This window comes from Micromonospora sp. 067-2, from assembly GCF_046549295.1.
Lineage (GTDB): Bacteria > Actinomycetota > Actinomycetes > Mycobacteriales > Micromonosporaceae > Micromonospora.
Map to the genome: position 1 here is coordinate 241,578 of NZ_JAJPWB010000003.1, position 23,462 is coordinate 265,039.

23 protein-coding genes and 3 tRNA genes are annotated in these 23,462 nt (G+C 71.4%); 14 read left to right on the forward strand and 12 right to left on the reverse strand.

Annotation, left to right across the window (positions count from 1 at the left end; all coding sequences use genetic code 11):
- Nucleotides 1–81: 81 nt before the first annotated feature.
- From ACLJN9_RS07810 to ACLJN9_RS07820, 3 genes are all read right to left on the reverse strand, one after another.
- Nucleotides 82–1,464 (reverse strand): ABC transporter substrate-binding protein, encoded by a 1,383-nt coding sequence (locus ACLJN9_RS07810; RefSeq protein ID WP_410810420.1) that lies wholly within the window; start codon nucleotides 1,462–1,464, stop codon nucleotides 82–84.
- Nucleotides 1,465–1,913: 449 nt separating this feature from the next.
- Nucleotides 1,914–2,915, reverse strand: coding sequence for a LacI family DNA-binding transcriptional regulator (locus ACLJN9_RS07815; RefSeq protein ID WP_410810421.1), 1,002 nt, complete (start codon nucleotides 2,913–2,915; stop codon nucleotides 1,914–1,916).
- Nucleotides 2,916–3,579: 664 nt separating this feature from the next.
- On the reverse strand, nucleotides 3,580–5,055 hold the full coding sequence (locus ACLJN9_RS07820) for a dihydrolipoyl dehydrogenase family protein (protein WP_410810422.1): 1,476 nt from the start codon (nucleotides 5,053–5,055) through the stop codon (nucleotides 3,580–3,582).
- A 92-nt stretch (nucleotides 5,056–5,147) separates the two neighbouring features.
- On the opposite strand from ACLJN9_RS07820, the gene ACLJN9_RS07825 reads away from it, so the two are divergent.
- A complete protein-coding gene (locus ACLJN9_RS07825; protein ID WP_410810423.1) occupies nucleotides 5,148–6,245 on the forward strand; it encodes a serine hydrolase domain-containing protein in 1,098 nt (365 codons plus the stop codon).
- Nucleotides 6,246–6,257: 12 nt separating this feature from the next.
- On the opposite strand, the gene ACLJN9_RS07830 is transcribed toward ACLJN9_RS07825, so the two are convergent.
- Nucleotides 6,258–7,583, reverse strand: coding sequence for a cryptochrome/photolyase family protein (locus ACLJN9_RS07830; protein WP_410810424.1), 1,326 nt, complete (start codon nucleotides 7,581–7,583; stop codon nucleotides 6,258–6,260).
- Nucleotides 7,580–8,503: a phytoene/squalene synthase family protein gene (locus ACLJN9_RS07835; protein ID WP_410810425.1), complete on the reverse strand. Its 924-nt coding sequence runs from the start codon at nucleotides 8,501–8,503 to the stop codon at nucleotides 7,580–7,582. Before ACLJN9_RS07835 ends, ACLJN9_RS07830 begins: the two co-directional genes overlap by 4 nt.
- Before the next feature lie 66 nt (nucleotides 8,504–8,569).
- Here ACLJN9_RS07835 and ACLJN9_RS07840 point away from each other — a divergent pair, with 66 nt between their 5' ends.
- The 8 genes from ACLJN9_RS07840 to ACLJN9_RS07875 all read left to right on the forward strand — a co-directional run bounded on the left by ACLJN9_RS07840 (nucleotide 8,570) and on the right by ACLJN9_RS07875 (nucleotide 14,137).
- Complete coding sequence (locus tag ACLJN9_RS07840) at nucleotides 8,570–9,712, forward strand: polyprenyl synthetase family protein (protein ID WP_410810426.1); 1,143 nt, start codon at nucleotides 8,570–8,572, stop codon at nucleotides 9,710–9,712.
- 28 nt (nucleotides 9,713–9,740) lie between these two features.
- Nucleotides 9,741–11,222, forward strand: coding sequence for a phytoene desaturase family protein (crtI, locus tag ACLJN9_RS07845; protein WP_410810427.1), 1,482 nt, complete (start codon nucleotides 9,741–9,743; stop codon nucleotides 11,220–11,222).
- Nucleotides 11,219–11,839: an isopentenyl-diphosphate Delta-isomerase gene (idi, locus tag ACLJN9_RS07850; protein ID WP_410810428.1), complete on the forward strand. Its 621-nt coding sequence runs from the start codon at nucleotides 11,219–11,221 to the stop codon at nucleotides 11,837–11,839. The genes crtI and idi overlap by 4 nt, the downstream gene beginning before the upstream one ends.
- Nucleotides 11,829–12,773, forward strand: coding sequence for a MerR family transcriptional regulator (locus ACLJN9_RS07855; protein WP_410810429.1), 945 nt, complete (start codon nucleotides 11,829–11,831; stop codon nucleotides 12,771–12,773). Before idi ends, ACLJN9_RS07855 begins: the two co-directional genes overlap by 11 nt.
- A 73-nt stretch (nucleotides 12,774–12,846) precedes the next feature.
- Nucleotides 12,847–13,632 carry a polysaccharide deacetylase family protein gene (locus tag ACLJN9_RS07860; RefSeq protein ID WP_410810430.1) on the forward strand — a complete coding sequence of 262 codons (786 nt, stop codon included), beginning with the start codon at nucleotides 12,847–12,849 and terminating at the stop codon, nucleotides 13,630–13,632.
- A 154-nt stretch (nucleotides 13,633–13,786) separates the two neighbouring features.
- Nucleotides 13,787–13,859 (forward strand) — tRNA-Glu (locus ACLJN9_RS07865).
- A 31-nt stretch (nucleotides 13,860–13,890) separates the two neighbouring features.
- Nucleotides 13,891–13,964 (forward strand) — tRNA-Asp (locus ACLJN9_RS07870).
- 99 nt (nucleotides 13,965–14,063) lie between these two features.
- Nucleotides 14,064–14,137, forward strand: a tRNA-Phe gene (locus tag ACLJN9_RS07875).
- A gap of 153 nt (nucleotides 14,138–14,290) precedes the next feature.
- On the opposite strand, the gene ACLJN9_RS07880 is transcribed toward ACLJN9_RS07875, so the two are convergent.
- Both ACLJN9_RS07880 and ACLJN9_RS07885 read right to left on the reverse strand, forming a co-directional pair.
- Nucleotides 14,291–15,004 carry a PP2C family protein-serine/threonine phosphatase gene (locus ACLJN9_RS07880; RefSeq protein ID WP_410810431.1) on the reverse strand — a complete coding sequence of 238 codons (714 nt, stop codon included), beginning with the start codon at nucleotides 15,002–15,004 and terminating at the stop codon, nucleotides 14,291–14,293.
- Nucleotides 15,001–15,807, reverse strand: coding sequence for a GntR family transcriptional regulator (locus ACLJN9_RS07885; RefSeq protein WP_410810432.1), 807 nt, complete (start codon nucleotides 15,805–15,807; stop codon nucleotides 15,001–15,003). The genes ACLJN9_RS07880 and ACLJN9_RS07885 overlap by 4 nt, the downstream gene beginning before the upstream one ends.
- Nucleotides 15,808–16,048: 241 nt before the next feature.
- On the opposite strand from ACLJN9_RS07885, the gene ACLJN9_RS07890 reads away from it, so the two are divergent.
- Together ACLJN9_RS07890 and ACLJN9_RS07895 are read left to right on the forward strand one after the other, a co-directional pair.
- Nucleotides 16,049–16,351, forward strand: a complete 303-nt coding sequence (locus tag ACLJN9_RS07890; protein WP_410810433.1) for a hypothetical protein — start codon at nucleotides 16,049–16,051, stop codon at nucleotides 16,349–16,351.
- Nucleotides 16,352–16,619: 268 nt separating this feature from the next.
- Nucleotides 16,620–17,147, forward strand: coding sequence for an SRPBCC family protein (locus tag ACLJN9_RS07895; protein WP_410810434.1), 528 nt, complete (start codon nucleotides 16,620–16,622; stop codon nucleotides 17,145–17,147).
- 17 nt (nucleotides 17,148–17,164) lie between these two features.
- Here the strand turns inward: ACLJN9_RS07895 and ACLJN9_RS07900 are convergent, their stop codons facing one another.
- Nucleotides 17,165–17,872 (reverse strand): DUF2786 domain-containing protein, encoded by a 708-nt coding sequence (locus ACLJN9_RS07900; RefSeq protein ID WP_410810435.1) that lies wholly within the window; start codon nucleotides 17,870–17,872, stop codon nucleotides 17,165–17,167.
- Between the two features lie 128 nt (nucleotides 17,873–18,000).
- Between ACLJN9_RS07900 and ACLJN9_RS07905 the strand changes: the two genes are divergently transcribed.
- Nucleotides 18,001–18,441 carry a hypothetical protein gene (locus tag ACLJN9_RS07905; protein WP_410810436.1) on the forward strand — a complete coding sequence of 147 codons (441 nt, stop codon included), beginning with the start codon at nucleotides 18,001–18,003 and terminating at the stop codon, nucleotides 18,439–18,441.
- A gap of 57 nt (nucleotides 18,442–18,498) precedes the next feature.
- Here ACLJN9_RS07905 and ACLJN9_RS07910 read toward each other — a convergent pair whose 3' ends face one another.
- The gene (locus tag ACLJN9_RS07910) at nucleotides 18,499–18,888 is read right to left on the reverse strand and encodes a hypothetical protein (RefSeq protein WP_410810437.1); all 390 of its coding nucleotides are present in this window, start codon (nucleotides 18,886–18,888) and stop codon (nucleotides 18,499–18,501) included.
- A 155-nt stretch (nucleotides 18,889–19,043) separates the two neighbouring features.
- Here ACLJN9_RS07910 and ACLJN9_RS07915 point away from each other — a divergent pair, with 155 nt between their 5' ends.
- Nucleotides 19,044–20,387: an ABC transporter substrate-binding protein gene (locus ACLJN9_RS07915; protein WP_410810438.1), complete on the forward strand. Its 1,344-nt coding sequence runs from the start codon at nucleotides 19,044–19,046 to the stop codon at nucleotides 20,385–20,387.
- Between the two features lie 64 nt (nucleotides 20,388–20,451).
- On the opposite strand, the gene ACLJN9_RS07920 is transcribed toward ACLJN9_RS07915, so the two are convergent.
- Complete coding sequence (locus ACLJN9_RS07920) at nucleotides 20,452–21,195, reverse strand: enoyl-CoA hydratase/isomerase family protein (protein WP_410810439.1); 744 nt, start codon at nucleotides 21,193–21,195, stop codon at nucleotides 20,452–20,454.
- Nucleotides 21,196–21,247: 52 nt separating this feature from the next.
- A complete protein-coding gene (locus tag ACLJN9_RS07925; RefSeq protein WP_410810440.1) occupies nucleotides 21,248–22,105 on the reverse strand; it encodes a 3-hydroxyacyl-CoA dehydrogenase family protein in 858 nt (285 codons plus the stop codon).
- A gap of 177 nt (nucleotides 22,106–22,282) precedes the next feature.
- On the opposite strand from ACLJN9_RS07925, the gene ACLJN9_RS07930 reads away from it, so the two are divergent.
- Nucleotides 22,283–22,570 (forward strand): hypothetical protein, encoded by a 288-nt coding sequence (locus ACLJN9_RS07930; RefSeq protein ID WP_410810441.1) that lies wholly within the window; start codon nucleotides 22,283–22,285, stop codon nucleotides 22,568–22,570.
- A 73-nt stretch (nucleotides 22,571–22,643) separates the two neighbouring features.
- Here the strand turns inward: ACLJN9_RS07930 and ACLJN9_RS07935 are convergent, their stop codons facing one another.
- A complete protein-coding gene (locus ACLJN9_RS07935; RefSeq protein WP_410810442.1) occupies nucleotides 22,644–23,423 on the reverse strand; it encodes a class I SAM-dependent methyltransferase in 780 nt (259 codons plus the stop codon).
- Nucleotides 23,424–23,462: the final 39 nt, after the last annotated feature.

Consider the following 23,462-nt stretch of genomic DNA (forward strand, 5'->3'; position numbering starts at 1 on the left):
ATTTTCGGTGACCGGACGGTGCGGCGACCTGTGGGATGGGGGCCGGCGCTCGGCGTATCGGCCGGCCCCCATCCGACCGGATCAGCTCCCGGCGGTCAGGAGTTGGTTGACCTTCTCTTCGGCCGTCTTGAGCAGTGCGTCGGTGTTCGCGTTCGGGTTCGTCAGCACTCCGGACATCGCGGCATCGAGCACCGCGTAGACCGCCTGAGCGTTGCGCGGCTCACCCTTGATCGGGACCGGGGTCGCCTCGAACAACGCGAAGTTCGCGGTGTCGACGTTCGCGTTGGCCTTGCGGAGCTCGAGCTCCTGCTTCTGCGCCGCACTGCCGTTGGCGAAGAGCAGCGGCTGGGGCAGACCCACCGGGTAGTTCTGCGGCTTGGCCCGGACGTAGTCGAACTGACCCTTGCCCGGCGTCAGCTTCTGGTACGCGATCCACTTGAGACCGGCCTTCACCTGCTCGGGAGTGAGGTCCTTCTTGAAGAAGTAGCCCTCGCCACCACCGAGCGTTCCCTTCGCCGGGCCGTCCTGGCCGGGCAGTGGAGCCATCGCCCAGTCCTGGAACTTGCCCTGGAACTGGCTGACGATCGCCTGGGTGGCGTCCGGCGCGCCGATGAACATGCCGACCTTGCCCGCACCCGCGTTGGTCAGCAGGTCAGCCCACTGCAGCAGCTGGCGGGAGCCCATGCTGTTGTCGCCGTACCGCATGTCCTTGATGTTCTGCAGGACCTGCTTGCCCTGTGCGTTGTTGAAGTCGGCCTTCTTGCCGTCGGCGCTCAGCACCTGGCCGCCCTGCGAGTAGAGCAGGGAGGTGAAGTGCCAGCCGCCGGTGTTGCCGGCGCTGTACTCCGAGTAGCCGGAGATCCCGTTGCCGAGCGCGGAGATCTTCTTGGCGGCGGTCCGCACCTCGGCCCAGGTCTTGGGCGGGTTGTTGACGTCGAGCCCCGCCTGCTGGAACAGGACCTTGTTGTAGACCAGGCCCATCGAGTAGTTCTTCACCGGAACGGCGTAGAGCTTGCCGCCGTCGGTGAAGACCTCCTTGAGCGCCGGGTCGACGCTGTCCCAGGTGGGGATCGTGTCCTTGCTGACGATTTTGGTGATGTCCAACGCCTGACCGGAGTCGAGCACCTGCTGGAGATCGGTCATGTACCCGTAGAACACGTCGGTCACGGTGCCGCCGGCGAGGCGGGCGGTGAAGTCCGGCGGGTTGTTGCACTGCTCGCCGACGCTCACGCTCTTGATGACGATGTCCGGGTTCTGCCGCTGGAACTCGGCGACGTCGTCGTTCCAGTTCTTCAGCAGCTCTTTCTGAGCGCCGACCGGCTGGCAGTCGACCGTGATGGTGACCTTGCCGCCAGCGTTCGAGTCCTTGTCGTCGTCGCCCTTCGTGGAGCACGCCGTGAGGCTGAACCCCAGGCCGGCCACGAGCGCTAACGCCGCAGCCCTTCGGTATTGCGGTACGGACATCTGTCCATCCCTTCGGGAACGGGTGTCTCCATGACGTTCGTGATCTGCGGTGATGCGACCTGACGCCCAGTAGCTGCGTCGGAGCCAAATGTGAGTGGAGTCACTGTAACGAGGCCGACTCGTTTCGGCAAGGTATCGATCCTGTTGTGAAAGGACACGACTTTCTAACGGCAGATTTTGACAAGATCTTGAAGCAGGCCTGAGATGTGGGGATTTCTTCTTATATGACCCATCGATGGATCTGGTGGGTCCTGCTCGAATCCGGCAACAACAAAATCGGCCGTCGACCGCGAGAGGCGGTCGACGGCCGAGGCGTCGGATCAGTGGCCGAGAGACAGGCCAGGGACGGTTCAGTCGGGGGACGGTTCAGGCGGGCCGGGGACGGTTCAGGCGGGCCGGGGACGGTTCAGGCGGGCCGGGACGGGTCAGTCAATGCCGGGGAGCCGGTGTCAGCGGCCCGGGGCCGGCGCGGTGGACCCGCGCACCACGAGCTCGGGCTCGAAGAGCAGCTCGTCGTGCAGCACGCCGACCCCCTCGATCTGGGTGACCAGCAGGTCGACGGCGGCCTGCCCCATCGTCTCGATGGGTTGCCGCACCGTGGTCAACGGCGGGTCGGTGCAGGTCATGAACGCGGAATCGTCGAACCCCACCACCGACACGTCGGTCGGCACCGCACGGCCCAACCGCCGGGCGGCCCGGATGGTGCCCAGCGCCAGCACGTCGCTGGCGCAGATGATGCCGGTCACGCCCCGCTCCACCAATTTGGTGGCCGCGACCCGCGCCCCCTCCATCGAGAAGCTGGAACGCTCCACGCAGTCGGAGTCCTCGGACCAGCCCGTCACCTGGATCATCGCGTCCAACTTGCGCCGCGACGGCACGTGCCCCTCCGGGCCGAGCACCAACCCGATCCGTTCGTGGCCGAGCGAGCGCAGGTGCCCGTACGCCTGCTCCACCGCCACCGCGTCGTCCGTGGAGACCCGGGGAAAGCCAAGCTCGTCCACGCCCGCGTTGACCAGCACGACCGGAAGGCCACGATCGGTCAGCCGGCGGTAGTGGTCATGCTTCGCGTCGGCGAGCGCATACGAGCCGCCGGCGAAGATCACCCCGGAGACCTGGTGGTCGAGGAGCATCTCCACGTAGTCCATCTCGGAGACGCCACCGATGGTGCGGGCACAGAGCGCCGGCGTGAAGCCGCGTTGGGCGAGGGATCCGGTGACCACCTCGGCGAGAGCCGGGAAGATCGGGTTCTGCAACTCGGGCAGCACCAGACCGACCAGCCGGGCACGCTCGCCGCGCAGCTTGGTCGGCCGCTCGTAGCCGAGCACGTCCAGCGCGGTGAGCACAGCCGTCCGGGTCGCCTCGGAGACCCCGTCCCGCCCGTTGAGCACCCGGCTGACGGTGGCCTCGCTGACGCCCGCCTTCTTGGCAACTTCTGTCAACCGCTTGGTCACGACCGCAATCGTACGTCACCGCGATGAAAGAAATGAACAGCAAACTGCCGACGACTTGCTTGCTCTCTGCCGCATTCTGCCCTCGCTCCGCCAGGTCGACGCGAGGCCAGCGGCTCTACGAGGTGGCTTTCCTGCACGGCCTGACGAAGCCGTGCTTATCAAGGCATGGGGTGCCGGTCACTGTTATGAGCGTGATGCCTCTGAGGCATAAATATGCCTCAGAGGCATCACGCTTTTCGGGGCGCGGGGCGCGGGGCGCGGGGCGCGGGGCGCGGGGGCGCAGGGCGCGGGGGCGCAGAGCGCGGGGGCGCAGAGCGCAGAGCGCGGGGGCGCAGAGCGCGGGGGCGCAGAGCGCGGGGGCGCAGAGCGCAGAGCGCGGGGGCGCAGAGCGCGGGGGCGCAGAGCGCGGGGGCGCAGAGCGCGGGGGCGCAGGGCGCAGAGCGCGGGGGCGCAGGGCGCAGAGCGCGGGGGCGCAGGGCGCAGAGCGCGGGGGCGCAGGGCGCAGAACGCGGGGGCGCAGGGCGCAGAACGCGGGGGCGCAGGGCGCAGAACGCGGGGGCGCAGGGCGCAGAACGCGGGGGCGCAGGGCGCAGAACGCGGGGGCGCAGGGCGCAGAACGCGGGGCGCGGAGCGCAGGGCGCGGGCCTGGAGCCGGCCGTCATCGTCAGGACAGGTCGTGCAGCGCGTCCTCGATGGCCCGGTGGAACGTCGGATAGGCGTAGATCATGTGCCGGAGCTGGCTCAGCGGCACCGCCGCGTGCACCGCCACCACCAGCGCGGAGAGCACCTCACCGCCGGCGGGGCCGACAGACGTGGCGCCGATCAGCACGCCCTGGTCGGCGTCCGCGATCAGCTTGATGAACCCGTCGTCGCCGACCCGGTGGATCCAACCCCGCGTCGAGCTGCCGAGCTTGGTGAAACCGACCTGCACGTTGATGCCGCGCTCACGCGCCTGCCGCTCGGTCAGCCCGACCGCGCCGACCTCGGGGTCGGTGAAGGTCACCCGGGGCAGCGCCCGGTAGTCGGCGCGCGGCACACTGCCGGCCGAGCCACTCGACCCGCTGGCACCGAGCGAGCTGGCGGCGCCCATCGCGCCGCCGACGACGCTGGCGGTCCCGCTGGCGTCCGGCCCGGCCTCCGCCTCGCGGGCGTGGGCGAGCACGTCGGCGATCACGATGCCCGCCTGGTACATGGCGATGTGGGTGAACGCGCCCTCGCCGGTCACGTCCCCGACCGCCCAGATGCCGTCGGAGACTCGCAACCGGTCGTCCACCGTCAGGTAGCGCTGCGCTGCGTCCACGCCGACCGTGTCCAGCCCCAACTCCTCCAGGTGCGCCCGCCGCCCGGTCACCACGAGCAGGCGCTCGGCGGTGAACGCCGCGCCACCGTTGCCGTGCAGCGTGAACCGGCTCCCGTCGTGCTCGACGCGCTCGGCGCGTACGCCGGTGTGGATCTCCACGCCGTCGGCGCGCAGCGCCGCGGCGGCCACCTCGGACGCCTCCGGTTCCTCGATCGCCAGCACCCGGTCGAGTGCCTCCACCACGGTGACCCGTACCCCGAAGCGGGCGAAGACCTGGGCCAGCTCCAACCCGATCGCGCCGCCGCCGAGCACCAGCAGCGACTCCGGCAACTGCTCGACCTCGATCGCCTGGTGGTTCGTCCAGTACGGGGTGTCGGCCAGCCCGTCGATCGGCGGCACCGAGGGCCGGGTGCCGGTGTTCAGCACGATGCCGTGCCGGGCCTGGAACACCTGGTCGCCGACGCGGACCCGGCGCGGGCCGTCGAGCCGGCCGCTGCCCCGGACCAACCGACCGCCCTTGCCGGTGAACCGGTCAGCCGCGACGGTGTCGTCCCAGGTGTCGGTGGCCTCCTCGCGGATCCGCTTCGCCACCGGCGCCCAGTCCGGTTGGACCTGCGCCGAGCCCGCCAGCCCGTCGACCCGGCGCGCCTCGGCGAGCGCGTTGGCCGCCCTGATCATCATCTTGCTCGGGATGCAGCCCCAGTAGGGGCACTCCCCGCCGACCAGGTTCCGCTCGATGCCGACGACGCTCAGGCCGGCCTCGGCGAGCCGCCCGGCAACCTCCTCGCCGCCGACGCCGAGCCCGATCACGACCACATCCACTACTTCCGGCTCCGCCACTCCGACAGCATCCCCCGGCGGTCGCACTCCGGCCACCGGTGTGCACCGAAAAGTCGGCGCGCTCACCGTTGCGGGCCGCCTACGGTGTCGCCATGCACGCACGCTTCGCCCCGGTCCGGGAATGCTTCCACGATCTGCTCGCCACCGGTCGGGAGTCCGGCGCCAGCCTCGCCGTCTGGTACGACGGTCGTCCGGTGCTGGACCTGATCGGCGGCTTCCGCACCAGCGGTGGGAGCGGCGCACCGACCGGTTCGACGGGCGGCGACCCGTGGCGACCGGACACCCTGGTCAACGTCTACTCGGTCGGCAAGCCGGTGGCCGCGCTCTGCCTGCTGATGCTCGTCGACCGGGGACGGGTCGACCTCGACGCGCCGGTCGAGAGGTACTGGGCGGAGTTCCGCGCCCCGGCCACCGTACGTCAGGTGCTGTCGCACACCGCCGGGCTGCCCGCGTTCCCGGTGCCCCGGCCGGCCAGCGCGATCGCCGACTGGGCGCTGCTCACGGGCGACCTGGCCGCCGCCGACCCCGAGTGGACGCCGGGCTCGGTGGCCGGTGAGCACGCCTGGACGTACGGGCACCTGGTGGGTGAGCTGGTCCGTCGGGTGGACGGCCGTTCGGTGGCCCGTTTCCTGGCCGAGGAGATCGCCGACCGGTGGCGCCTCGACCTCGGCTTCGGGCTGCCGGAGGCGGACCAGCGGCGCTGCGCGGATCTGCGGTACGGGGACCCCGGATGGCCGACCCGGGTGCTCGGTGACCCGGAGTCACTGGCGGCCCGGGCGATGGACAACCCGGCCGGCGGTCGGGACCTGGCCGTGTTGAACAGTCCGCTCTGGCGGGGCGCCGAGGTGCCCGCCGTCAACCTGCACGCCACCGCGCCCGGTCTGGCCCGGCTCTACGGCGGTCTGCTGGCCGGTGGTGTCCTCGACGGCGTGCGGCTGTTCAGCCAGGAGTTGGTGGCGGAGGCGACCCGGGTCCAGTACGACGGGCCGGATCTGGTGTTGAACCGCCAGGCACGGTGGACCCTGGGCATGCAGTGGGAGCCGGACGGCAGCTGGGGCATGGGCGGCCTCGGCGGCAGCAGCGCGTGGGCCGACCCGGAGCGCGGCTACACCTTCGCGTACGCCACCGCCCACCTGGCGGAACACGACCGGGTGGAGGAGCTGGCCGAGGCGTTGCACGCGGTGCTCTGAGGCAGCGGTCGGTCAGCGCAGCCAGACCGGGTCGGTGCCGGGCACGGAGATCGGGGGCGGGTAGTCCAGGGTGCGCCGAATCTCATCGGGCAGTCGCCACGGCTGGTGCGCGGCCTTGCCCTGCACCCCCGCCAGCTCCGGCACCCAGCGGCGTACGTAGGCGCCGTCCGGGTCGTACCGCTCGGCCTGCCGGACGGGGTTGAACCCCCGGTACGGCTTCGTGTCGTTTCCGGTGCCCGCGACCCACTGCCAGTTGCCGGAGTTGTTGGCCACGTCCCCGTCCAGCAGCCAACGGAAGAAGACCGGCACTCCCGCTCGCCAGTCCTGCTCGAGGTGCTTGGTGAGGAAGCCGCCGGTGATCAGTCGGGCCCGGTTGTGCATCCACCCCTGCGCGTGCAGCTGCCGCATTCCGGCGTCCACGATCGGCACTCCGGTCCGGCCCTCGGTCCAGGCCGCCACCGCGTCGTCGTCGTAGCGCCACTTCTCCGTGGCGCCCTTGCGGTACGCCCTGGTGGAGATGTCCGGAAAGGCGGCGGTGACCTGGTAGTAGAAGTCCCGCCAGCAGATCTGCCGGACGAACGGCCCGGAGCGGTCACCGGCGGCGTTGGCCACCGTCAGCGGGGAGAGGCAGCCGAAGCGCAGGTACGGGCTCAGCCGGGAGGTGTCGTCGCCGGCCATGTCGTCGTGCTGGTCGCCGTACCGGTCCAGGTCGGGCAGCCAGTCGGTGAGCCGCTGCCGGGCCACCCGCTCGCCGCCGACCGCCGCGTCCGGTGACTCCCCGGCCGGCGGTGCCGGCAGCCGGCCCACGCTCACCTTGTCCGGCAGTGCGATCCGGCGCGGAGCGGCCAGTTCCTCGCGCCACCGGTTCGCCGCCCAGGCGCGGTGGTAGGGGCTGAACACCCGGTAGTGGTCGCCGCCGCCCCCGGGCCGCAAGGCGCCGGGCTCCACGACGGTCAGCCCGGGGAACAGACGAAGGTGCAGTCGGTGCCGCTCGCACTCGGCGCGCAACAGCCGCTCCCGGCGACGGGCGTGGTGGCTGACGTCGGCGGCGAGCGCGACGGCCGTGGCACCCACCTGGCCGGCCAGCCGGATCGTCTCGGCAACCGGGTCGCCGCGCCGCACCACCAGGTCGCCGCCGCGGTCACGCAACTCGGTGCGCAGCTCGGCGAGGGCCTGGTGCAGGAACCGGAGGCGGTTGGCCGACAGGCCGGCCAGCGCCGGGTCGAGCACGTACAGCGGAACCACCCGGTCGAAGGCCGCGCAACTGGTGGCCAGCGCCGGGTTGTCGTGCACCCGCAGGTCGCGGGTGAGGAGCACGACCGCGGTGGTCACGGTCACCGGGCCACCGGCTGGATCGTCGGGCCGGGGATGGCGACCGGGGTACCGGTCGAGGTGAGCAGGGCGCGGGCGGCCACGACCATCCGGCGGCGCTGCGGCACGAGTGCCCGTCGGGCGAAGACGTCGTAGTCCTGGGCGGCGACCTCGTCGAGGATGCCGCCGTAGAGCGCGTACGCGGTGCGCATGCAGGCCTGCGAGGCAGGCGCGAGCATGGTGATGCCGGGCGCGGCGGCGGCGTAGTGCGCCTGGGCGCGGGTCACCTCGTACTCGATCAACTCGCGGATCCGGGGTGTGCCGCGCTCCCGCTCGCGGGCATCGAGCAACTCCTCACGGGTGACACCGAACTTGGCCAGGTCCTCGTCCGGCAGGTAGGTGCGGCCCCGGTCGAGATCCTCGGCGACGTCCCGGATGAAGTTGGTGAGCTGGAAGGCGAAGCCGAGCTGCCGGGCGGGCTCCCGGGCCTCGACCGGGTCGGAGCTGCCCAGGATCGGCAGCATCATGGTGCCGATGACCGCCGCCGAGCCCTCCATGTAGTCGAGCAGGTGGTCGTAGGTCGGGTACGAGGTGACGGTCAGATCCATCGCCATGCTCTTCAGAAACGACGCAAAGTCGGCCCGTTCGAGATCGAAGACGGCGATCGTGTGCAGCACGGCCGGCAGCAGCGGGTCGTCGACCGGCGCGCCGTGCAGACCGGCCACGAACTGGCTGGCCCAGTCGTCGAGCCGGGCGGCCCGGTCGGCCGGTGGCAGGTCCTCGGTGCGGTCCACGATCTCGTCGGCGTACCGCGTAAATCCATACAGAGCGTGCACATGCCGCCGTTTCCAGGCGGGAAGCAGCCTGGTGGCGAGATAGTAGGTGCGGCCATGACGTCTGTGCAGCTCACGGCACCGCTCATAGGCAGCGGCGAGATCGGTTTCCACCGGGGCCTCCCTCACGTATCGACGCACCAATCGACGCAACTCGTAACCCTAGGGTACGCTCAGCCAATGGCCAACGACGCAGTTGCGGGTAACGCGACCCGCGTGGCGACGACTCGGCCGGGGGACGGGGAGGATCCGGTCCGGGCCGTGCTGGCCGCGTACACCAAGGATCTGATCACCGCGGTGGACGACACCCTGACCTCCTTCCTCACCGCGGAGGTCGACTCTCTCGGCGAGATCGACCTCGCGATGGGTGGCTTCGCGACGGCCGCCCGGGACGCCGTTCTGGCCGGCGGCAAACGGATCCGGCCGACGTTCGCCTACTGGGGCTGGCGCGGCGCGGTCGGCGGCGCCGAGCCGCTGCCACCCGTGCTGCCCGCGCTGGCCGCGCTGGAGTTGCTGCACACCTTCGCTCTCGTGCACGACGACGTGATGGACGCCTCCGCCACCCGTCGTGGCCGGCCCACCGCACACGTGGCGCTCGCCGCGCAGCACATCGCCGCCGGTCATCGCGGTGACCCGGAGCGGTTCGGTGAGGCTGTCGCCATCCTCATCGGCGACCTCTGCCTGGTCTGGGCCGACCGGCTGCTGGCACACACCACCGTGCCGCCGGCCCGGCTGTTCGAGGTCCGCCGCTGCTACGACCAGATGCGGGTGGAGACGGTCGCCGGGCAGTACCTCGACGTGCTCGGCGAGAACGACGCCGCCAACTGGTCGGTCGACCGGGCGCTGCGGGTGGCCCGCTACAAGACGGCCAGCTACACCGTCCAACGGCCACTGCTCTTCGGCACCTGCCTGGCCGGGGTGCCCGCCGACGCCCCGCTGGTCGCCGCGTACACGCGTTACGGCCTGGCCGTCGGTGAGGCTTTCCAGCTCCGCGACGACCTGCTCGGCGTCTACGGCGACCCGGCCGCCACCGGCAAGCCGGCCGGTGACGACCTGCGCACCGGAAAGCCGACCACCCTGCTCATGCTGGCCCGGGAGCTGGCCACACCGGCCCAGCTCGACGCATTGGATCGGGCGGGCGCGGGACCGGTCGACCGGCTCGCCGACGTGGTCGCCGACACCGGCGCGGTGGTCCGGGTGGAGCGGATGATCGCCGAACGGGTGGGTGAGGCGCTGGCCGCGCTCGACGCCGCACCCGTGGACCGGACGGCCCGTACCGCGCTGACCGGGCTGGCCGTCGCCGCGACCAACCGGCGAGCCTGATGGGCAACTTTCTCAAGGAGGTGGTGACGTGCGGACGGTGACAGGACGGACCGACCGGGTGGTGGTCGTGGGTGCCGGGCTGGGAGGGCTCGCCTGCGCGCTGCACCTGGCCGGCAGCGGTCGGCAGGTGACCGTGCTGGAACGCGAGCCGGTGCCGGGCGGTCGGGCCGGTCGGCTCAGCGCCGACGGGTACGACTTCGACACCGGCCCGACCGTGCTCACCATGCCCGACCTGATCGCCGAGGCACTCGCAGCGGTCGGTGAGGAGTTGGACGACTGGCTCGACCTGACCCCGCTCGATCCGGCCTACCGGGCGTACTACCCGGACGGCTCGACCCTGGACGTGCTGACCGACACCACCCGGATGGCGGCCGAGATCTCGCGGGTCTGCGGGCCGCGCGAGGCCGACGGCTACCTGCGCTTCGTCGACTACGCCCGGGAGCTGTGGCGGCTGGAGCGCGCCGACTTCATCGAGCGCAACCTGGACGCGCCCACCGACCTGCTCACCGGAAACCTGCTCAAGCTGCTCGCCAGCGGCGCCTTCCGCCGCCTCCAGACGAAGATCAACCAATTCTTCCGGGATCCGCGTACCCAGCGGATCTTCTCCTTCCAGGCGATGTACGCCGGGCTGGCCCCGCACGACGCGCTGGCCATCTACACGGTCATCGCGTACCTCGACTCGGTCGCCGGGGTCTACTTCCCGCGCGGCGGCATCCACGCGGTCTCCCGGGCGATGGCCGGCGCCGCCGAGAAGCACGGCGTGCAGATCCGCTACGACACCACGGTGACCCGGGTGGAGACCGCGAACGGCCGCGCCACCGGCGTGCTCACCGCCGACGGCGAGCTCGTACCGGCGGACGTCGTGGTGCTCAACCCCGACCTGCCGGTCGCCTACCGGGACCTGCTGCCGACGGCCCGTCAGCGCCGACTCACCTACTCGCCGTCCTGCGTCGTCCTGCACGTCGGCTCCCGGCAGGGATACAGCAAGATCGCCCACCACAACATCCACTTCGGACGCGCCTGGGAGGGCACGTTCAACCAGGTCATCCGCCGCGGTGAGCTGATGACCGACCCGTCGCTGCTCGTGACCAACCCGAGCCGGACCGACCCGTCGGTCGCCCCACCGGACCGGCACACCTACTACGTGCTCGCGCCGGTGCCCAACCTCGACCGGGCCCCGTTCGAGTGGCGCGGCGACCTGACCCGTCGCTACGGCGACCAGCTGATCGGCACCCTGGAGGAGCGCGGCTACGTCGGCTTCGGCGCCGGTGTGGAGGTGCTGAAGGCCATCACCCCCGCCGAGTGGGCAGAGCAGGGAATGGCCGCCGGCACTCCGTTCGCCGCCGCGCACACCCTCTTCCAGACCGGCCCGTTCCGCCCGTCGAACCTGCACCGCGGCCTGTCGAACGTGGTCTTCGTCGGCTCCGGCACCCAGCCCGGGGTCGGCGTACCCATGGTGCTGATCTCCGGCAAGCTGGCCGCCAACCGGATCACCGGGGAGGGTCGGTGAGCAGCCGCGAGGACCACCTCGTCGAGCTCGTCGACGACGCTGGCATCGTCCGCGGCCAGGCCACCGTCGCGGCCGCCCACCAGCCGCCAGGGCAGTTGCACCGGGCCTTCTCGGTGCTGCTGACCGACCCGGACGGTCAGGTGCTGCTGCAGCAGCGGGCCGCCGTGAAGACCCGGTTCCCGCTGCGCTGGGCCAACTCCTGCTGCGGCCACCCCCGACCCGGTGAATCCCTCGCCGAGGCGGCCAACCGGCGACTACGTGAGGAGTTGGGCACCGGCCCGGTCGAGCTGACCGAGGTCGGCGTCTACATCTACTACGCCGAGGACCCGGCCACCGGGCGGGTCGAGTTCGAGTACGACCACGTACTCAGGGGAGAATTCCTGCCCGGCGCCCCGCTGCTGCCCGACCCGGACGAGGTGGCCGAGCTGCGCTGGGCCGATCCCACCGCCCTAGAGGTCGACCTCGACCGGGACCCCCGGACGTACGCGCCCTGGCTGGGCGGGGTGGTGAACCGGCTCCTGCGCCCCTCTGGGTCCACGTCCGGCACGTCCGGTCCGGCTGTGATCCCCTCCGGATCTTCGGCGGACAACGCGGCGGAGCGGTCGGGTGGCCGATGAGGCGCTGAGCGCGGGCGCCGTCGCGCGCCGGCTGGGGGTGGCGGTCACCACGCTGCGCACCTGGCACCAGCGCTACGGGCTCGGGCCCAGCGAGCACATCCCGGGTCACCACCGCCGGTACACGCCCTCCGACCTGGCGCGCCTCGAAATCATGCGGCGGCTCACCGCCGAGGGGGTGAGCCCCGCCGAGGCGGCCCGCTGGGCGCGCCAGGCGCCCGATCCACTACCCACCGACCCCGCCGTCCGTGGCCGGATCCGCACGCCCGGCCGGGACGGTGGCGGAACCATCCCGGTGGGCCGCGCCGGCCCGGCGGCCCGCGGCCTGGCCCGGGCCGCCATGCGACTGGACGCGGCGGCGATCAGCGAGACGATCGCGCACACCCTGGCGGCCAGCGGCGTGGTCGCCACCTGGGATGACCTGCTGCGCCCGGTGCTCGCCGCCATCGGCGAACGACACGCCACCACCGGGGCCCTGATCGACGTGGAACACCTGGTCAGCCGCTGCGTGTCCGAGGCGCTCGCGACGGCCGCCCGGGCCACCCCGCCGAGCGGGCCGGCCCGCATCCTGCTCTCCTGCGCCGACGAGGAACAGCACAGCCTGCCACTGGAGGCGATGGCCGCCGCGCTCGCCGAGGCCGGGGTCAGCTACCGGACGCTCGGCGCACGGGTGCCCGCGGCCGCCCTCGTCGAGGCGGTCGCCCGGACCGGGCCGGCCGCCGTGGTGCTCTGGTCGCACACCCGGGCCACCGCCGACCCAGCCCAGCTCAGCGCCCTGCTCGCCGCACCCCGCCGACCTCTGCTGGTGCTCGCCGCGGGCCCCGGCTGGCGGGCGGACACGCTGCCCGCCGGGGTGGTGCGGCCGGTCGACCTGGCCGAGGCGGTCTCGCTCGCCGCCGCGGTCCGGGACTCGCTCGACCAGTCAAGGGCGGACTGACCGGCCTGTCGGCTCTCGTCGGCGTCCACTACCGTCTGAGCATCCGCCTACCCCGACCCCCGGGAGCGAGCAGATGCAAGCCCGCACCGTCCTGGCGTCCGTCCTCGCCGTGGTGCTGGTGCTGTCCGGTTGCGCGCAGCCGGAGAGGACCATCGCACCCGTCGGCGCCCCGCAGCCTGTGGTACCGACCACACCACCCACCCCGAAACCCACCGCGTCACCGCGCCCCACCCCTACCAAACCGCCGCTGCGGCCACTGCCGGCCAAGCTCCCGGACGGCCTGCGCCGCAGCACCGGGGTGGGCCAGGTGGCACTGACCTTCGACGACGGGCCCAACCCGGCCTGGACGCCGAAGGTGCTCGACCAGCTGCGCGCGGCCCACGTGACCGCCACCTTCTGCCTGGTCGGCCGCGAGGTGCAGCGCCACCCTGAGCTGGTACGGCGGATCGTCCGTGAGGGGCATCAGCTCTGCAACCACAGTTGGCGGCACGACCTCGACCTGGCCCGGCGGCCGACCGCCGAGATCAGGGCCGACCTGGCCCGGACCAACAGGGCCATCCAGGCGGCGGCCCCTGGCGCGCAGGTGCGCTTCTACCGTCAACCGGGTGGCCGGTGGACGACAGAGGTGGTCGCAGTGGCCAAGGATCTCGGCATGCGTCCACTGCACTGGAACGTCGACCCCCAGGACTGGAGTAAGCCCAGCGCCGCCACGATCGCCAAGCGGATCCATGCTGCCGCCCGTCCAAGTGCCATCGTGCTGCTGCACGACGGCGGCGGCGACCGGGCGGCGACTCTCGCCGCCTGCCCGAGCGTCATCGCCGACCTGAAACACCGCTACGGCATCACGCGACTCCGCTAGAACGGCCCTGACCTGCGGTTGTGTGCCACCCTTCGACCCCAGCGACACCGGTTTTGTCGACCGACCAGGCATCACGTATGCTTTCCAAGCCTCCGGCGGGGCCGGATGGGAGCAAGTCCGCTTGAAGTTGCGAGTATGCAATGATGGCGGGGCCGCCCTCATCGTCTAGCGGCCCAGGACGCCGCCCTTTCAAGGCGGTAGCACGGGTTCGAATCCCGTTGGGGGCACGACCGGCGCAAGCCGGAGCAACACAAGCTAGGTCCTGTGGAGCAGTTGGAGTGCTCGCCGCCCTGTCAAGGCGGAGGTCGCGGGTTCAAGTCCCGTCAGGACCGCAGCGCCGACGCCGCGCCCTGCGCGGCGTTCTGCGTATCGGAGCGTGTGACCCTGCCGACGGTTCGTCCGGTTGGCGGGTAGCATGAGCCGAGCGGAATGGCCAGGTAGCTCAGTTGGTACGAGCGTCCGACTGAAAATCGGAAGGTCGGCGGTTCGACCCCGCCCCTGGCCACATAGCCTTTCGCCGGGCTACAGAGATCCCCACCAGCGGAAACGCAGGTGGGGATCTTGCTTTGTGTTCGTGCCACCACGATCATCGGCTGGCCGGCGCGGCGGCAGCCGCGGCGCCCTCGTCATCGCCAGCCAGAAGATCCACCTCGGCGCGCTAGGTCACGTCAATGACGATCACGGTGACGTTGTCGTGCCCGCCCTGGTCCACCGCCAGGGCGACGAGTTGGTCGGCCACATCACCCGGAGTGCTGTCGGAGTCGAGCGCTGCTCGTATCTGCTCGTGTGGCACGTACGAACTCAGGCCGTCAGAGCACAACAGGACTCGGTCGCCGGAAAGAAGCTGGAGAGGCGTCAGGTCGGGCGACCGGCCATCTTCCCGTCCGTCGAGGAAGCGAGCCAGCCTCTCGTGGAGGTTGGGCACCTTCTCAGCGTCGGCGACGAGGTGCCCGTAGGTGTGATCCTCGCTGATCTGGACCATGGCACCGTCCCCGGAGCCGTGGCGTCGGATGAGGTAGGCGCGGGAGTCCCCAACGTTTGCCACGACCGCATCGCTGCCGGACCGCAGCAAGGCGACCAATGTTGTTCCCATCCCTGCCAGCGCCGGTTCGTCGCGAGTCTTCCGCCGTAATGCCTCGCTCGCTTGGTTGATCGCCCGTCCCAGGAAGCCGGCAAGATCCTCCGCCGGCACAGCACGGTCGTACGCCTTCAAGGCACCTGTCACTGTGCTGCTGGCGACGTCACCGGCGATGTGGCCGCCGAGACCGTCTGCGACGACGTAGAGCCACTGCCCTTGGCTGTGGGAGTCCTCGTTCCGCTTGCGAACGAGGCCCTGGTGTGTCCGGCTGGCGGCTTCGACGGTGAGGGTCACGACTCACCTCGCGGTCCGGTGTCGGGCCACGGCTCCTGGGCGTTCTTGTCGCGGTGCAGAACGTGAACTGTCTCGACCCGGTCACTCGCCACTACGTACTGGGTCACCTCGACCGGCTTCTTGTCGGCCCCCGAGGTTCCGACCCGCACGATCTCCAGTACGGGCAGGTTGGTGGGGATCTCCAGGAGCGCGGCTTCGTCCCTGCTGGGCATCCGGGCTCGGTGAATCTCCATCCAACTGATGGGCCAGTGGCCCGCCTTCTCGATGTGGAACAGCCACTCGCCCGCTGCGGGGTTCGCGTCCAGGTCCGCAACGACGTTGGCGACGCGCGGGTGGATCCACGAGATGTTGATCTGGAATGGGGCTTCCGACGCCGGCCCGGTGACCCGGAACCGGCGCAGCACCTCGGTGCCGGGCGCTACGCCGAGAAGTTTCGCGACGCGCGGATCGTCCAGTTGGGCTGACGCGTTGACCGCCTCGCCGTGGCGAACCCACACCTCCTGGCTGCTGGCCGAGGGAAATGAGTAGCCCGTTGCTTGCTCGTTGCGCTTGACCAGGTCACCACGGGGTCGACGTGGGCGCATGGTGCCGTACCGAACGGCGATGCCCCGCCCCTGCACGGCCCACAGGTAGCCCTCCGTCTCCAGCAGGGCGATGGCCCGACCGACGGTGTCGCGGTTGGCGTCGTACTCGGCTGCGAGGTCGTTGAGGGTCGGAAGCCGCGCTCCCGGCTTCCACTCCCCGGCTTCGATCCGCTCTCGGATCAGGGACGCGATGTCCAGATAACGCGAGTGCACCGGCACGTCAATGCCTCCTCTCGCGATTGTCCCAGGACAATCCTTGACTCTCCGTTAGATTGTCCCCACACTATCCTCGCGCCATTGTCCCAAGACAATCTGGTGAGAAAGAGGCCTCGACGGGCTGGCACCCGTCGAGGCCGGTGCATCGGTCCTCGCGAAAGGAATCCACGATGCCTGTTCGGGCTACCGCTCTGCCCCCTCGTTGCGCTTTGGGCAGCGAGCACCGTGACGGCAGGACAACTCGGTGATGCCCGACGTGCCGACCACCGTACGGGCGGCCCGCGCCATCCAAGCCGACCGCTCGGTCGCCGCGCTTGACCGGCGACTGAACGGTGACCACCTGCCGCGACGGCCGAGCTGGGAGTGCCGGACGTGCGAGCGGGACTGGCCGTGCGATCCGGCGCGTGTACGTCTGGCCGAGGCGTACGGACGGGACAGAGTCGGTCTGTCCATGTACGTCGGTGGTCTGCTGTTCGCGGCCACCGCAGAACTGCCCGCCACCCCGCCGGCCGAGTTGTACGAGCGGTTCGTGGCGTGGACACGATGACGATGGCCAGCATCCACAAGGGGGACGAGGGTCTGCACCACTCCGACTGGTCACACCGCTGGTCCGGCGGACCGGCTGACGAGGCAGGGCAGGCTGCGTACCAGGCTGCGCTCAAGGCGCACCTCGATGATCACCGCCGAGGCGAGGACACGCCGCTGGGCAGACCCGGTGCCGAACATCGGTCCGTGACCACCCGGCGACCCGCTGTCCGGAACCGGGCACCTCGCGAAGCTGCACACCCGGGCATCAGCCGGTATGGTCCGGGCCTATGGGACAGGGGATGACTGATCCGGCCGACATCCGGCAGGACCTGGAACGGTTCTCCTTGCGGTGCAGCCTCCTCGTCCCGGGCAAAGCCGAGCACGCGTTCGCGGTCTTCACCGACGAGCTGACCGACTGGTGGGTCACCGAGTACACCTGGTCCGGGCCGGAGGCCCTCGCCGAGCTCGGTATGGAACCCCGAGCCGGCGGCATGCTCTACGAGATCGGCCCCTACGGCTTCCGGGCCGACTGGGGCCGGGTGCTCACCTGGGACCCGCCACGCCGGCTGGTCTTCGCCTGGCAGCTCGGCCCGGACCGGGTGCCGGTGCCCGACCCGGCCCGCGCCAGCGAGGTCGAGGTGCTCTTCCTCCCCGACGGTCCCGAGCGCACGCGGGTCGAGTTGGAACACCGGCACTTCGACAGGCACGGCGAGGCGGCCGAGGGCTACCGCAAGGCGCTGACCGCCGGCTGGCACGAGTTGCTCACCCGCTACCTCGCCACCGTGTCGCGCCAAAAACCCGCCGCGCCCGCCTGACCGACGTCGCGGGCGAGTCAGCGGCCGAGGTACCGGCCCGTGGCCGGGCCGCCGGCGACGTCCCGGCCGCCCAGGTCCGCGCGGCTGCCGGCCTCCGCCCCAGGGCCGAAGCCGCTGCCGGCCAGTCGGCGCGGCGGTGCGGTGCGCAGCCGCGGGTACTGCTCGGCGAGCCGCCGCTGCACCCGGTCGGAGCGGTCGGCCAGCACCAGCGCCACCGACGGTCTGCCCGACTCGTCGGCCGCCGCCGTCTCGGCCGCCCAGAGCCGGCCCCCGATGACCTCCGCGAAGCCGGCGAGCCAGGACCGATGAAAGGCTGCCGGGTGCTCACCGGCCGGCACCGCCGTGCCGGCCAGGCCGTGCGCCGCCTGCACGAGCAGCGAGGTGAAGAGCAGGTCGACCCGCTCCAGGTCGCTGGCGAAGCCGAACAGGTGCAGCACGAACCCGGCACCCTGCCGGCGGCGTACGCAGCGGCAGCGCAGCGGTTCGGCGACCGCGGCGAGCAGGCCGACCTTGTCGCGGGCGTACGGGGCGACGACGTCGACCACCCGGTCACCGACCGGGTCGGTGGCCGGGTCTCTGGCGGCGAGCAGCGCCCGGTCGACGCCGTAGCGGGCGATCAACTCGGTGGCCTTGGCGGTGAACGCGGCCGACTCGGCGGGTGTGCAGGCCGGGTCCTCGGCCTGGGCCAGCAGCTTGCGCACCTTGCTGAGCATGGCCTCGGACATGTCTACACAGCTATCACACACCCCGGACAAACACGGGGCCACACTGCTGTTGATCGATCAGTATCATCGTCACGATCGGCTTCTCCGTCCTATACGGACCGTCAGTCACCTGTCTTCAGGAGGCACCCATGTCATCCCCGACCGCTCGACTGTTCGCCGTCGCCACGGCCACCGCACTGCTCTTCGCCGGCACGCCCGCCCGGGCCGAGGAGACCACACCGGTCACCCCGGCCGGTCCCGGGACGAACCTCTTCGCCCCCCTGGCCACCTGCTACGGCGGTGCCGTCCGATCGTTCTTCCAGACCGGCGGCTACGGCGGCCAGGCCGGCCCCTTCCGAGCCAGCCCCCGATGCCGCGACATCAACGTCCGCAACGCCAGCGCGTACGGCACCGAAGCGTGCGTGATCTTCGTCGACAAGACGGATGCCTGCAACTACCTGACGTACCTGCCGGCCAACTCGGGGTGGATCACGGTGGCGACCAACGTCCGTGACGGTGTCAACTTCCGGGTCGCCTTCGACAACCTGCGCTACGAGTACGAGCCGCTGATCGCGTACCACGCGTTCTGAGGTGCCCGACCGGGCGTGGTGGGCCGGCTCCGGTGCACCGCGCCCGGGCGGTGTCCTTCAGCCGGACCGGCTGCGCAGGGTGGCGATCGTGGAGCCGGCGAGGGTGAGCAGGCAGTCGGGGAGCAGTCCGTCGGCGGCCGCCGCACCGAAGAGCGCCTCCCCGGTCGGTACGTCCCGGTTGGCGTAGGCGCTGACGAAGCGCGCCACCCAGCGGGTGTCGTAGCCAGCCTGGTCGATCCCCGGGAAGTCCAGCGCACACCCACTGCTCGACGGTGCGTCACCGAGCATCGTCGCGGCCAGGCACCAGGCGACCCCGTACGCGCCGCTCAGGCCGGCTCGGTCGACGACCGCGTCGAATGTCCCCACCACCGCGTCCCCATCCCCGGCCAGCGCCGAGCGGAGCACGGCGGCTGCGTCGTCGAACGTTTGCTGTGGTAGGTCCGTCACCCAGCGCACAGTAGGACGGTCGGTCAAGGCCGACCCCACCCGTCACTCTCCGTGTTCAGCACGGGCGACCTGCGCATTCGGCCACCTCCACGGTCCCGCCACCGGCCGCGGCACGCTAATGTGCGCAGCGGACCTTCGCCGGAGGAAGGACGACCATGCTCGTATCACGCCGCTCGCGGGTGGCCTCACTGGCTGCCTGCGCGACGATCCTGCTCGCCACGAGCGCTTGCGGGACTGACAAAGCCGAGGAGGGCAGCGCTCAACAGGTGCGCCTCTACGGCACGGACGGCAACATGCTCAACTCGTACCCTGCGGAGTTGAAGGAACGCGCGAACCTCGTCGACGGGATGAAGGGGACAACCCCGCTCACCCCGCTGCCGGACGACTTCAAGAGCCGGCTACGGGCCGTCGACCCGGCGCTGACGGACTACCTCTACTCCGCCGAGACGTACGACTCCGTGGTGATCGCGGTGCTCGCCGCCCAGTTGGCCGGGAGCACCGACCCGGCGGCCATCGCCAAGCAGATCGTCGGGGTGACCAACAACGGTCAGCGTTGTGAGGACCCGGCGACCTGCCTGACGCTGGCCCGCGCGGGCCAGGACATCGAGTACCGCAGCGTGTCGCTGACCCGGGCGGGCTTCACCGACAAGGGTGAGCCGGCCACGGCGAGCTACGCCACGTTGACCTTCGACGGCCAGCAGATCGACGACGGCAAGACCGAGTTCGTCGGGGCGGGTAGCGAGTCGGCGGCGAGCACCAAGACGCCGCCGAAGCCGAAGAAGCAGCCTGCGGGCGGCAACCCCGACCAGGAGCCGCTGATCGTGGGCGGCCTGCTTCCGAAGACCGGTGACCTGGCGCTCGCGTACCCGCCGATGGCCGCTGGCGCGACCCTGGCGATTCGGGAGATCAACGCCGCTGGCGGCGCGCTGGGCAAGCCTGTCACCTGGGTGGACGGTGACGACGGCACCAGCCCCGCGGTGGCCAAGGCGACCGTGGCCAAGCATGTGGCGGCCGGCGTCAGCGTGATCATCGGCGCTGGCGGATCGGGCATCTCCCGCGAGGTCCTGCCGGACGTGGTGAAGGCCGGAAGGATCCTCTTCTCGCCGTCCAACACCGACAGCGGCCTCACCGACGTGGAGGACAAGGGTCTCTACTTCCGCACCGCCCCGCCGGACAGCCTGCAGGGCCGGGCGCTGGCCGACGTCATCCTCCGCGACGGGTCGCAGAAGATCGTCATCGTGGCCCGCAAGGACTCCTACGGCGAGGGCCTCCAGGCCACCGTCCGTGACGAGCTGGAGAAGGCCGGCATCGCCGGCGACCGGCTCAAGTTGCTCACCTACGAGCCGCCGGCCGACGCCAAGGCCCCGCCGGTGGATTTCAGCGGCGGCGCCAAGGAGATCAAGAGCTTCGGTGCGGACGCCGTGCTGATCATCGGGTTCGGTGAGTCCGCGCAGGTGATCCGGGCACTGGCCGACAGCGGAGTCCAGATCCGACACTGAGCACCGACCGCGGGCCTTGACGGCCGCACCGGCGTCCCGCCGGTGCGGCCGTCGCCGTTCCGGGTCAACGGGTCCGTCGGCGGTCCAGGAACTCGGTCATCCGGCGGCGCTTCTCGTCGTCCTCGAAGAGCACCGCCTGACCGACCAGATCGAGCTGCGGGTGCGCGGCGGCCGGTGCGTCGACCGCCAGCTTGGTCAGCCGCAGCGCCAGCGGAGAAGCCTCGGCCATCTCGTCCAGCAACCCGTGCGCCACCGTCAGCAACTCGGCGGGCTCGTCCACCACCCGGTTGACCAGGCCGATCCGCAGCGCCTCCGCGGCGTCCACCCGCCGAGCGGTGAAGAGCAGCTCCTTGGCCCGGGCCTCCCCGATCAGGGCGGGCAGCCGATGGGTCGCGCCGGCGCCGGCCAGAATGCCCAACCGCACCTCCGGCTGACCGAACACCGCCCGCGCCGTGCAGACCCGCAGATCGCAGGCGTACGCCAGCTCCGCGCCACCGCCCAACGCCGGGCCGTCGACGGCGGCCACACTCGGCATCGGCAGCGCCCGGATCCGGGCGAAGGCGGCCGAGTTGATCGCGGCCAGGGCATCGGTGCGGCCCCGCTCGCGGAGCTGACCGATGTCGGCGCCACCGGCGAAGATGCCCTCCGCGCCACCGGTGAGCAGCAGCAGTCGGGGGCGCGCCTCCAGCTCGGCGCAGACCTGGTGCAGCTCGGCGACCAGGTCGGTGTCGATGGCGTTGCGCTTCTCCGGCCGGTCCAGCGTGACCACCAGCCGGTCCGGTCGCTCCTCGATCCGTAGCCCACTCACTGCGCCAACCCTCCGTTCGCGACTGCGGGGCTCGCGAGCTCACTCCTCGCGCTCACCGCTTGACCCCGGCATCCCACCGGTAGAAGCCGTGCCCGGACTTCTTGCCCAGCCGCCCGGCGGCCACCATCTCCTCGAGCAGCGGCGGCGGCGCGAAGCGGTCCCCGTACGCGGCCTGAAGGGTGCGGGCGATGTCCAGTCGCACGTCCAGGCCGACGAGATCGGTCAGCTCCAGCGGACCGATCGGGTGCCGGTAGCCCAGCACCATCGCCTTGTCGATGTCCGACGGGCTGGCCACCTCGTCGGCGACCATCCGGATCGCCTCCAGGCCGAGGGTGACCCCGAGCCGGGAGGTGGCGAAGCCGGGCAGGTCGCGTACCACGACGGGGTCCTTGCCCAACCGGCCGGCGAGCGCGACGGCCGCTGCGGTGGTCTCCTCGGCGGTGGCCGGGCCGACCACGACCTCCAGCAGCGTCATCGCCCAGACCGGGTTGAAGAAGTGCAGGCCGAGGAAGCGCTCCGGCTGGTCCAGATCGGCAGCCAGTTCGCCGATGGCGATGCTGGACGTGTTGCTGCCCAGCAGTGCCGGGCGCAGCGCGGCGGCGGCGCGCAGCACCGCCCGTTTCTCCTCGAGCCGTTCCGGCACCGCCTCCACGATCACCGTCGGCGCGGGGGCGACCTCGGCGAGAGTCGGGCGCAGGGTCACCCGCAGCCGGTTCGTGGCGGCCTCGTCGGCGCTCAGCTTTCCGCGCTGCACCGCCCGCTCCCACAGCTCGGCGAGACGATTCAGCGCGGTCGCTCCCCGGTCGGGATCCACCTCGACCACCTCGACGTCGTACCCGGCCCCGGCCGCCACGTACGCGATGCCGACGCCCATCGTGCCGGCACCGACGACCACGAAACGATCGCTCATCACGCCTCCCTGTCCCGCCCGGCGGCGCGCGGGGTCCCCGCCACGCCGGCCCGGGTGTTCCGCCCGCTCCGCTCGCTCATGGTGCGACCCTATGCAGCACGCCGAGGTCTCCCATGCGTGGGGGAGCGCGGGATCGGGTACTGACGGCCCGTCAACCGAGGGAAGGAACCAGTCGACATGAGCCAGGCACCGGAAAGCGTCACCGACGGGGAGATCGTGGAGACCCGGGGCGACGAGCGGGTCGAGCTGCTGCGCGCCGACACCAACAACGACGGCAAGACCGACGTGTGGGTGGTGGACACCGACGGCGACGGCAAGGCCGACCTGTTCCAGTTCGACACCGACGGCGACGGCAAGGTGGACATCACCATGGTCGACCTCGACGAGGACGGCACCCCGGACGAGGTGGTCGACGGCGACGGCGGCCTTCCACCCGAGCAGCTTCCCCCGACCGTCCAGGTCTGAGTCGTGCGGATGGGCCCCTGTTGTCGCCCGAGGCGCGACAGGGGCCGTCTCCTCGCGCGATGAGGGTGGGCGCTCAGGCCGCGAGGCGCAGCGTGGCCAGATAGTACGGGGCGTCCCGGTCGTCCACATCGGTCAGTTTCCAGCCACTGCCGTGCACCAGGCTCGCGAACTCGTCCGCCGAGCAGACCAGGTAGTCGAACCACTCGGTGCCCAGCTCGCGGTAGCGCAGCCGGAGCCGCAGCTGGCCGCCCAGCCGGCCTCGGCGGCGGTTGCGCTCGTGGTAACCGGTGTGCAGCGGGTCGCGGGTGCCGTACGGGTCGGTCCCGTGCGCGATGATCTGCGCCCCCGGCCGGGCCAGCGCGGCGAGCGCGGCCAGGAGACCGGGTGCCCGCTCCCGCCCCTCGAACAGGCCCAGGTTGTTGCCGAGCAGCAGGAACGTGTCGTACCGCTGGCCGTCGGCGACGTGCGTGTCGACGGTGCCGTGGACCAGGCGCCGGACCCCGCGGTGCCGGCTCACCGCCAGCGCGCCCGCCGAGGTGTCGAGCCCGGTGACCGGTACGCCGCGTTCCTGGAGCAGCAGTGCGATGCGGCCGGCACCGGTGCCGATGTCCAGCGTCTCGCCCTCGGCGCGGTCCACGGCCCGGTGGTCGTACGGCTGCCAGTCGGCCGGCGGGTCCAGGTAGTGGGCCGCCGGCGCACCGTTGACCAACCCGTCGTCCCGCTCGATGATCTCGATGACCGGCCGGGGCAGTCGCCCGCCGACGAGCGGTCGGGGCCCCACGCCGGTGGCCACGGCGAGCGTGTCCCGGAGCAGTTCGCCGACCACGTCACCAATTAGAGGTTCCCCTGTCACGGCGTTCACGCTATCCGGGCACTCAGCGGCCCGCAGCGG

Excerpts from the sequence above, each read along its gene's own strand:
- ACLJN9_RS07810 (WP_410810420.1), bottom strand. The coding sequence starts at position 1,464 with ATGTCCGTACCGCAATACCGAAGGGCTGCGGCGTTAGCGCTCGTGGCC.
- ACLJN9_RS07825 (WP_410810423.1), top strand. The coding sequence starts at position 5,148 with ATGCACGCACGCTTCGCCCCGGTCCGGGAATGCTTCCACGATCTGCTC.
- ACLJN9_RS07840 (WP_410810426.1), top strand. The coding sequence starts at position 8,570 with ATGGCCAACGACGCAGTTGCGGGTAACGCGACCCGCGTGGCGACGACT.
- ACLJN9_RS07860 (WP_410810430.1), top strand. The coding sequence starts at position 12,847 with ATGCAAGCCCGCACCGTCCTGGCGTCCGTCCTCGCCGTGGTGCTGGTG.
- ACLJN9_RS07895 (WP_410810434.1), top strand. The coding sequence starts at position 16,620 with ATGGGACAGGGGATGACTGATCCGGCCGACATCCGGCAGGACCTGGAA.
- ACLJN9_RS07900 (WP_410810435.1), bottom strand. The coding sequence starts at position 17,872 with ATGTCCGAGGCCATGCTCAGCAAGGTGCGCAAGCTGCTGGCCCAGGCC.
- ACLJN9_RS07905 (WP_410810436.1), top strand. The coding sequence starts at position 18,001 with ATGTCATCCCCGACCGCTCGACTGTTCGCCGTCGCCACGGCCACCGCA.
- ACLJN9_RS07915 (WP_410810438.1), top strand. The coding sequence starts at position 19,044 with ATGCTCGTATCACGCCGCTCGCGGGTGGCCTCACTGGCTGCCTGCGCG.
- ACLJN9_RS07925 (WP_410810440.1), bottom strand. The coding sequence starts at position 22,105 with ATGAGCGATCGTTTCGTGGTCGTCGGTGCCGGCACGATGGGCGTCGGC.
- ACLJN9_RS07930 (WP_410810441.1), top strand. The coding sequence starts at position 22,283 with ATGAGCCAGGCACCGGAAAGCGTCACCGACGGGGAGATCGTGGAGACC.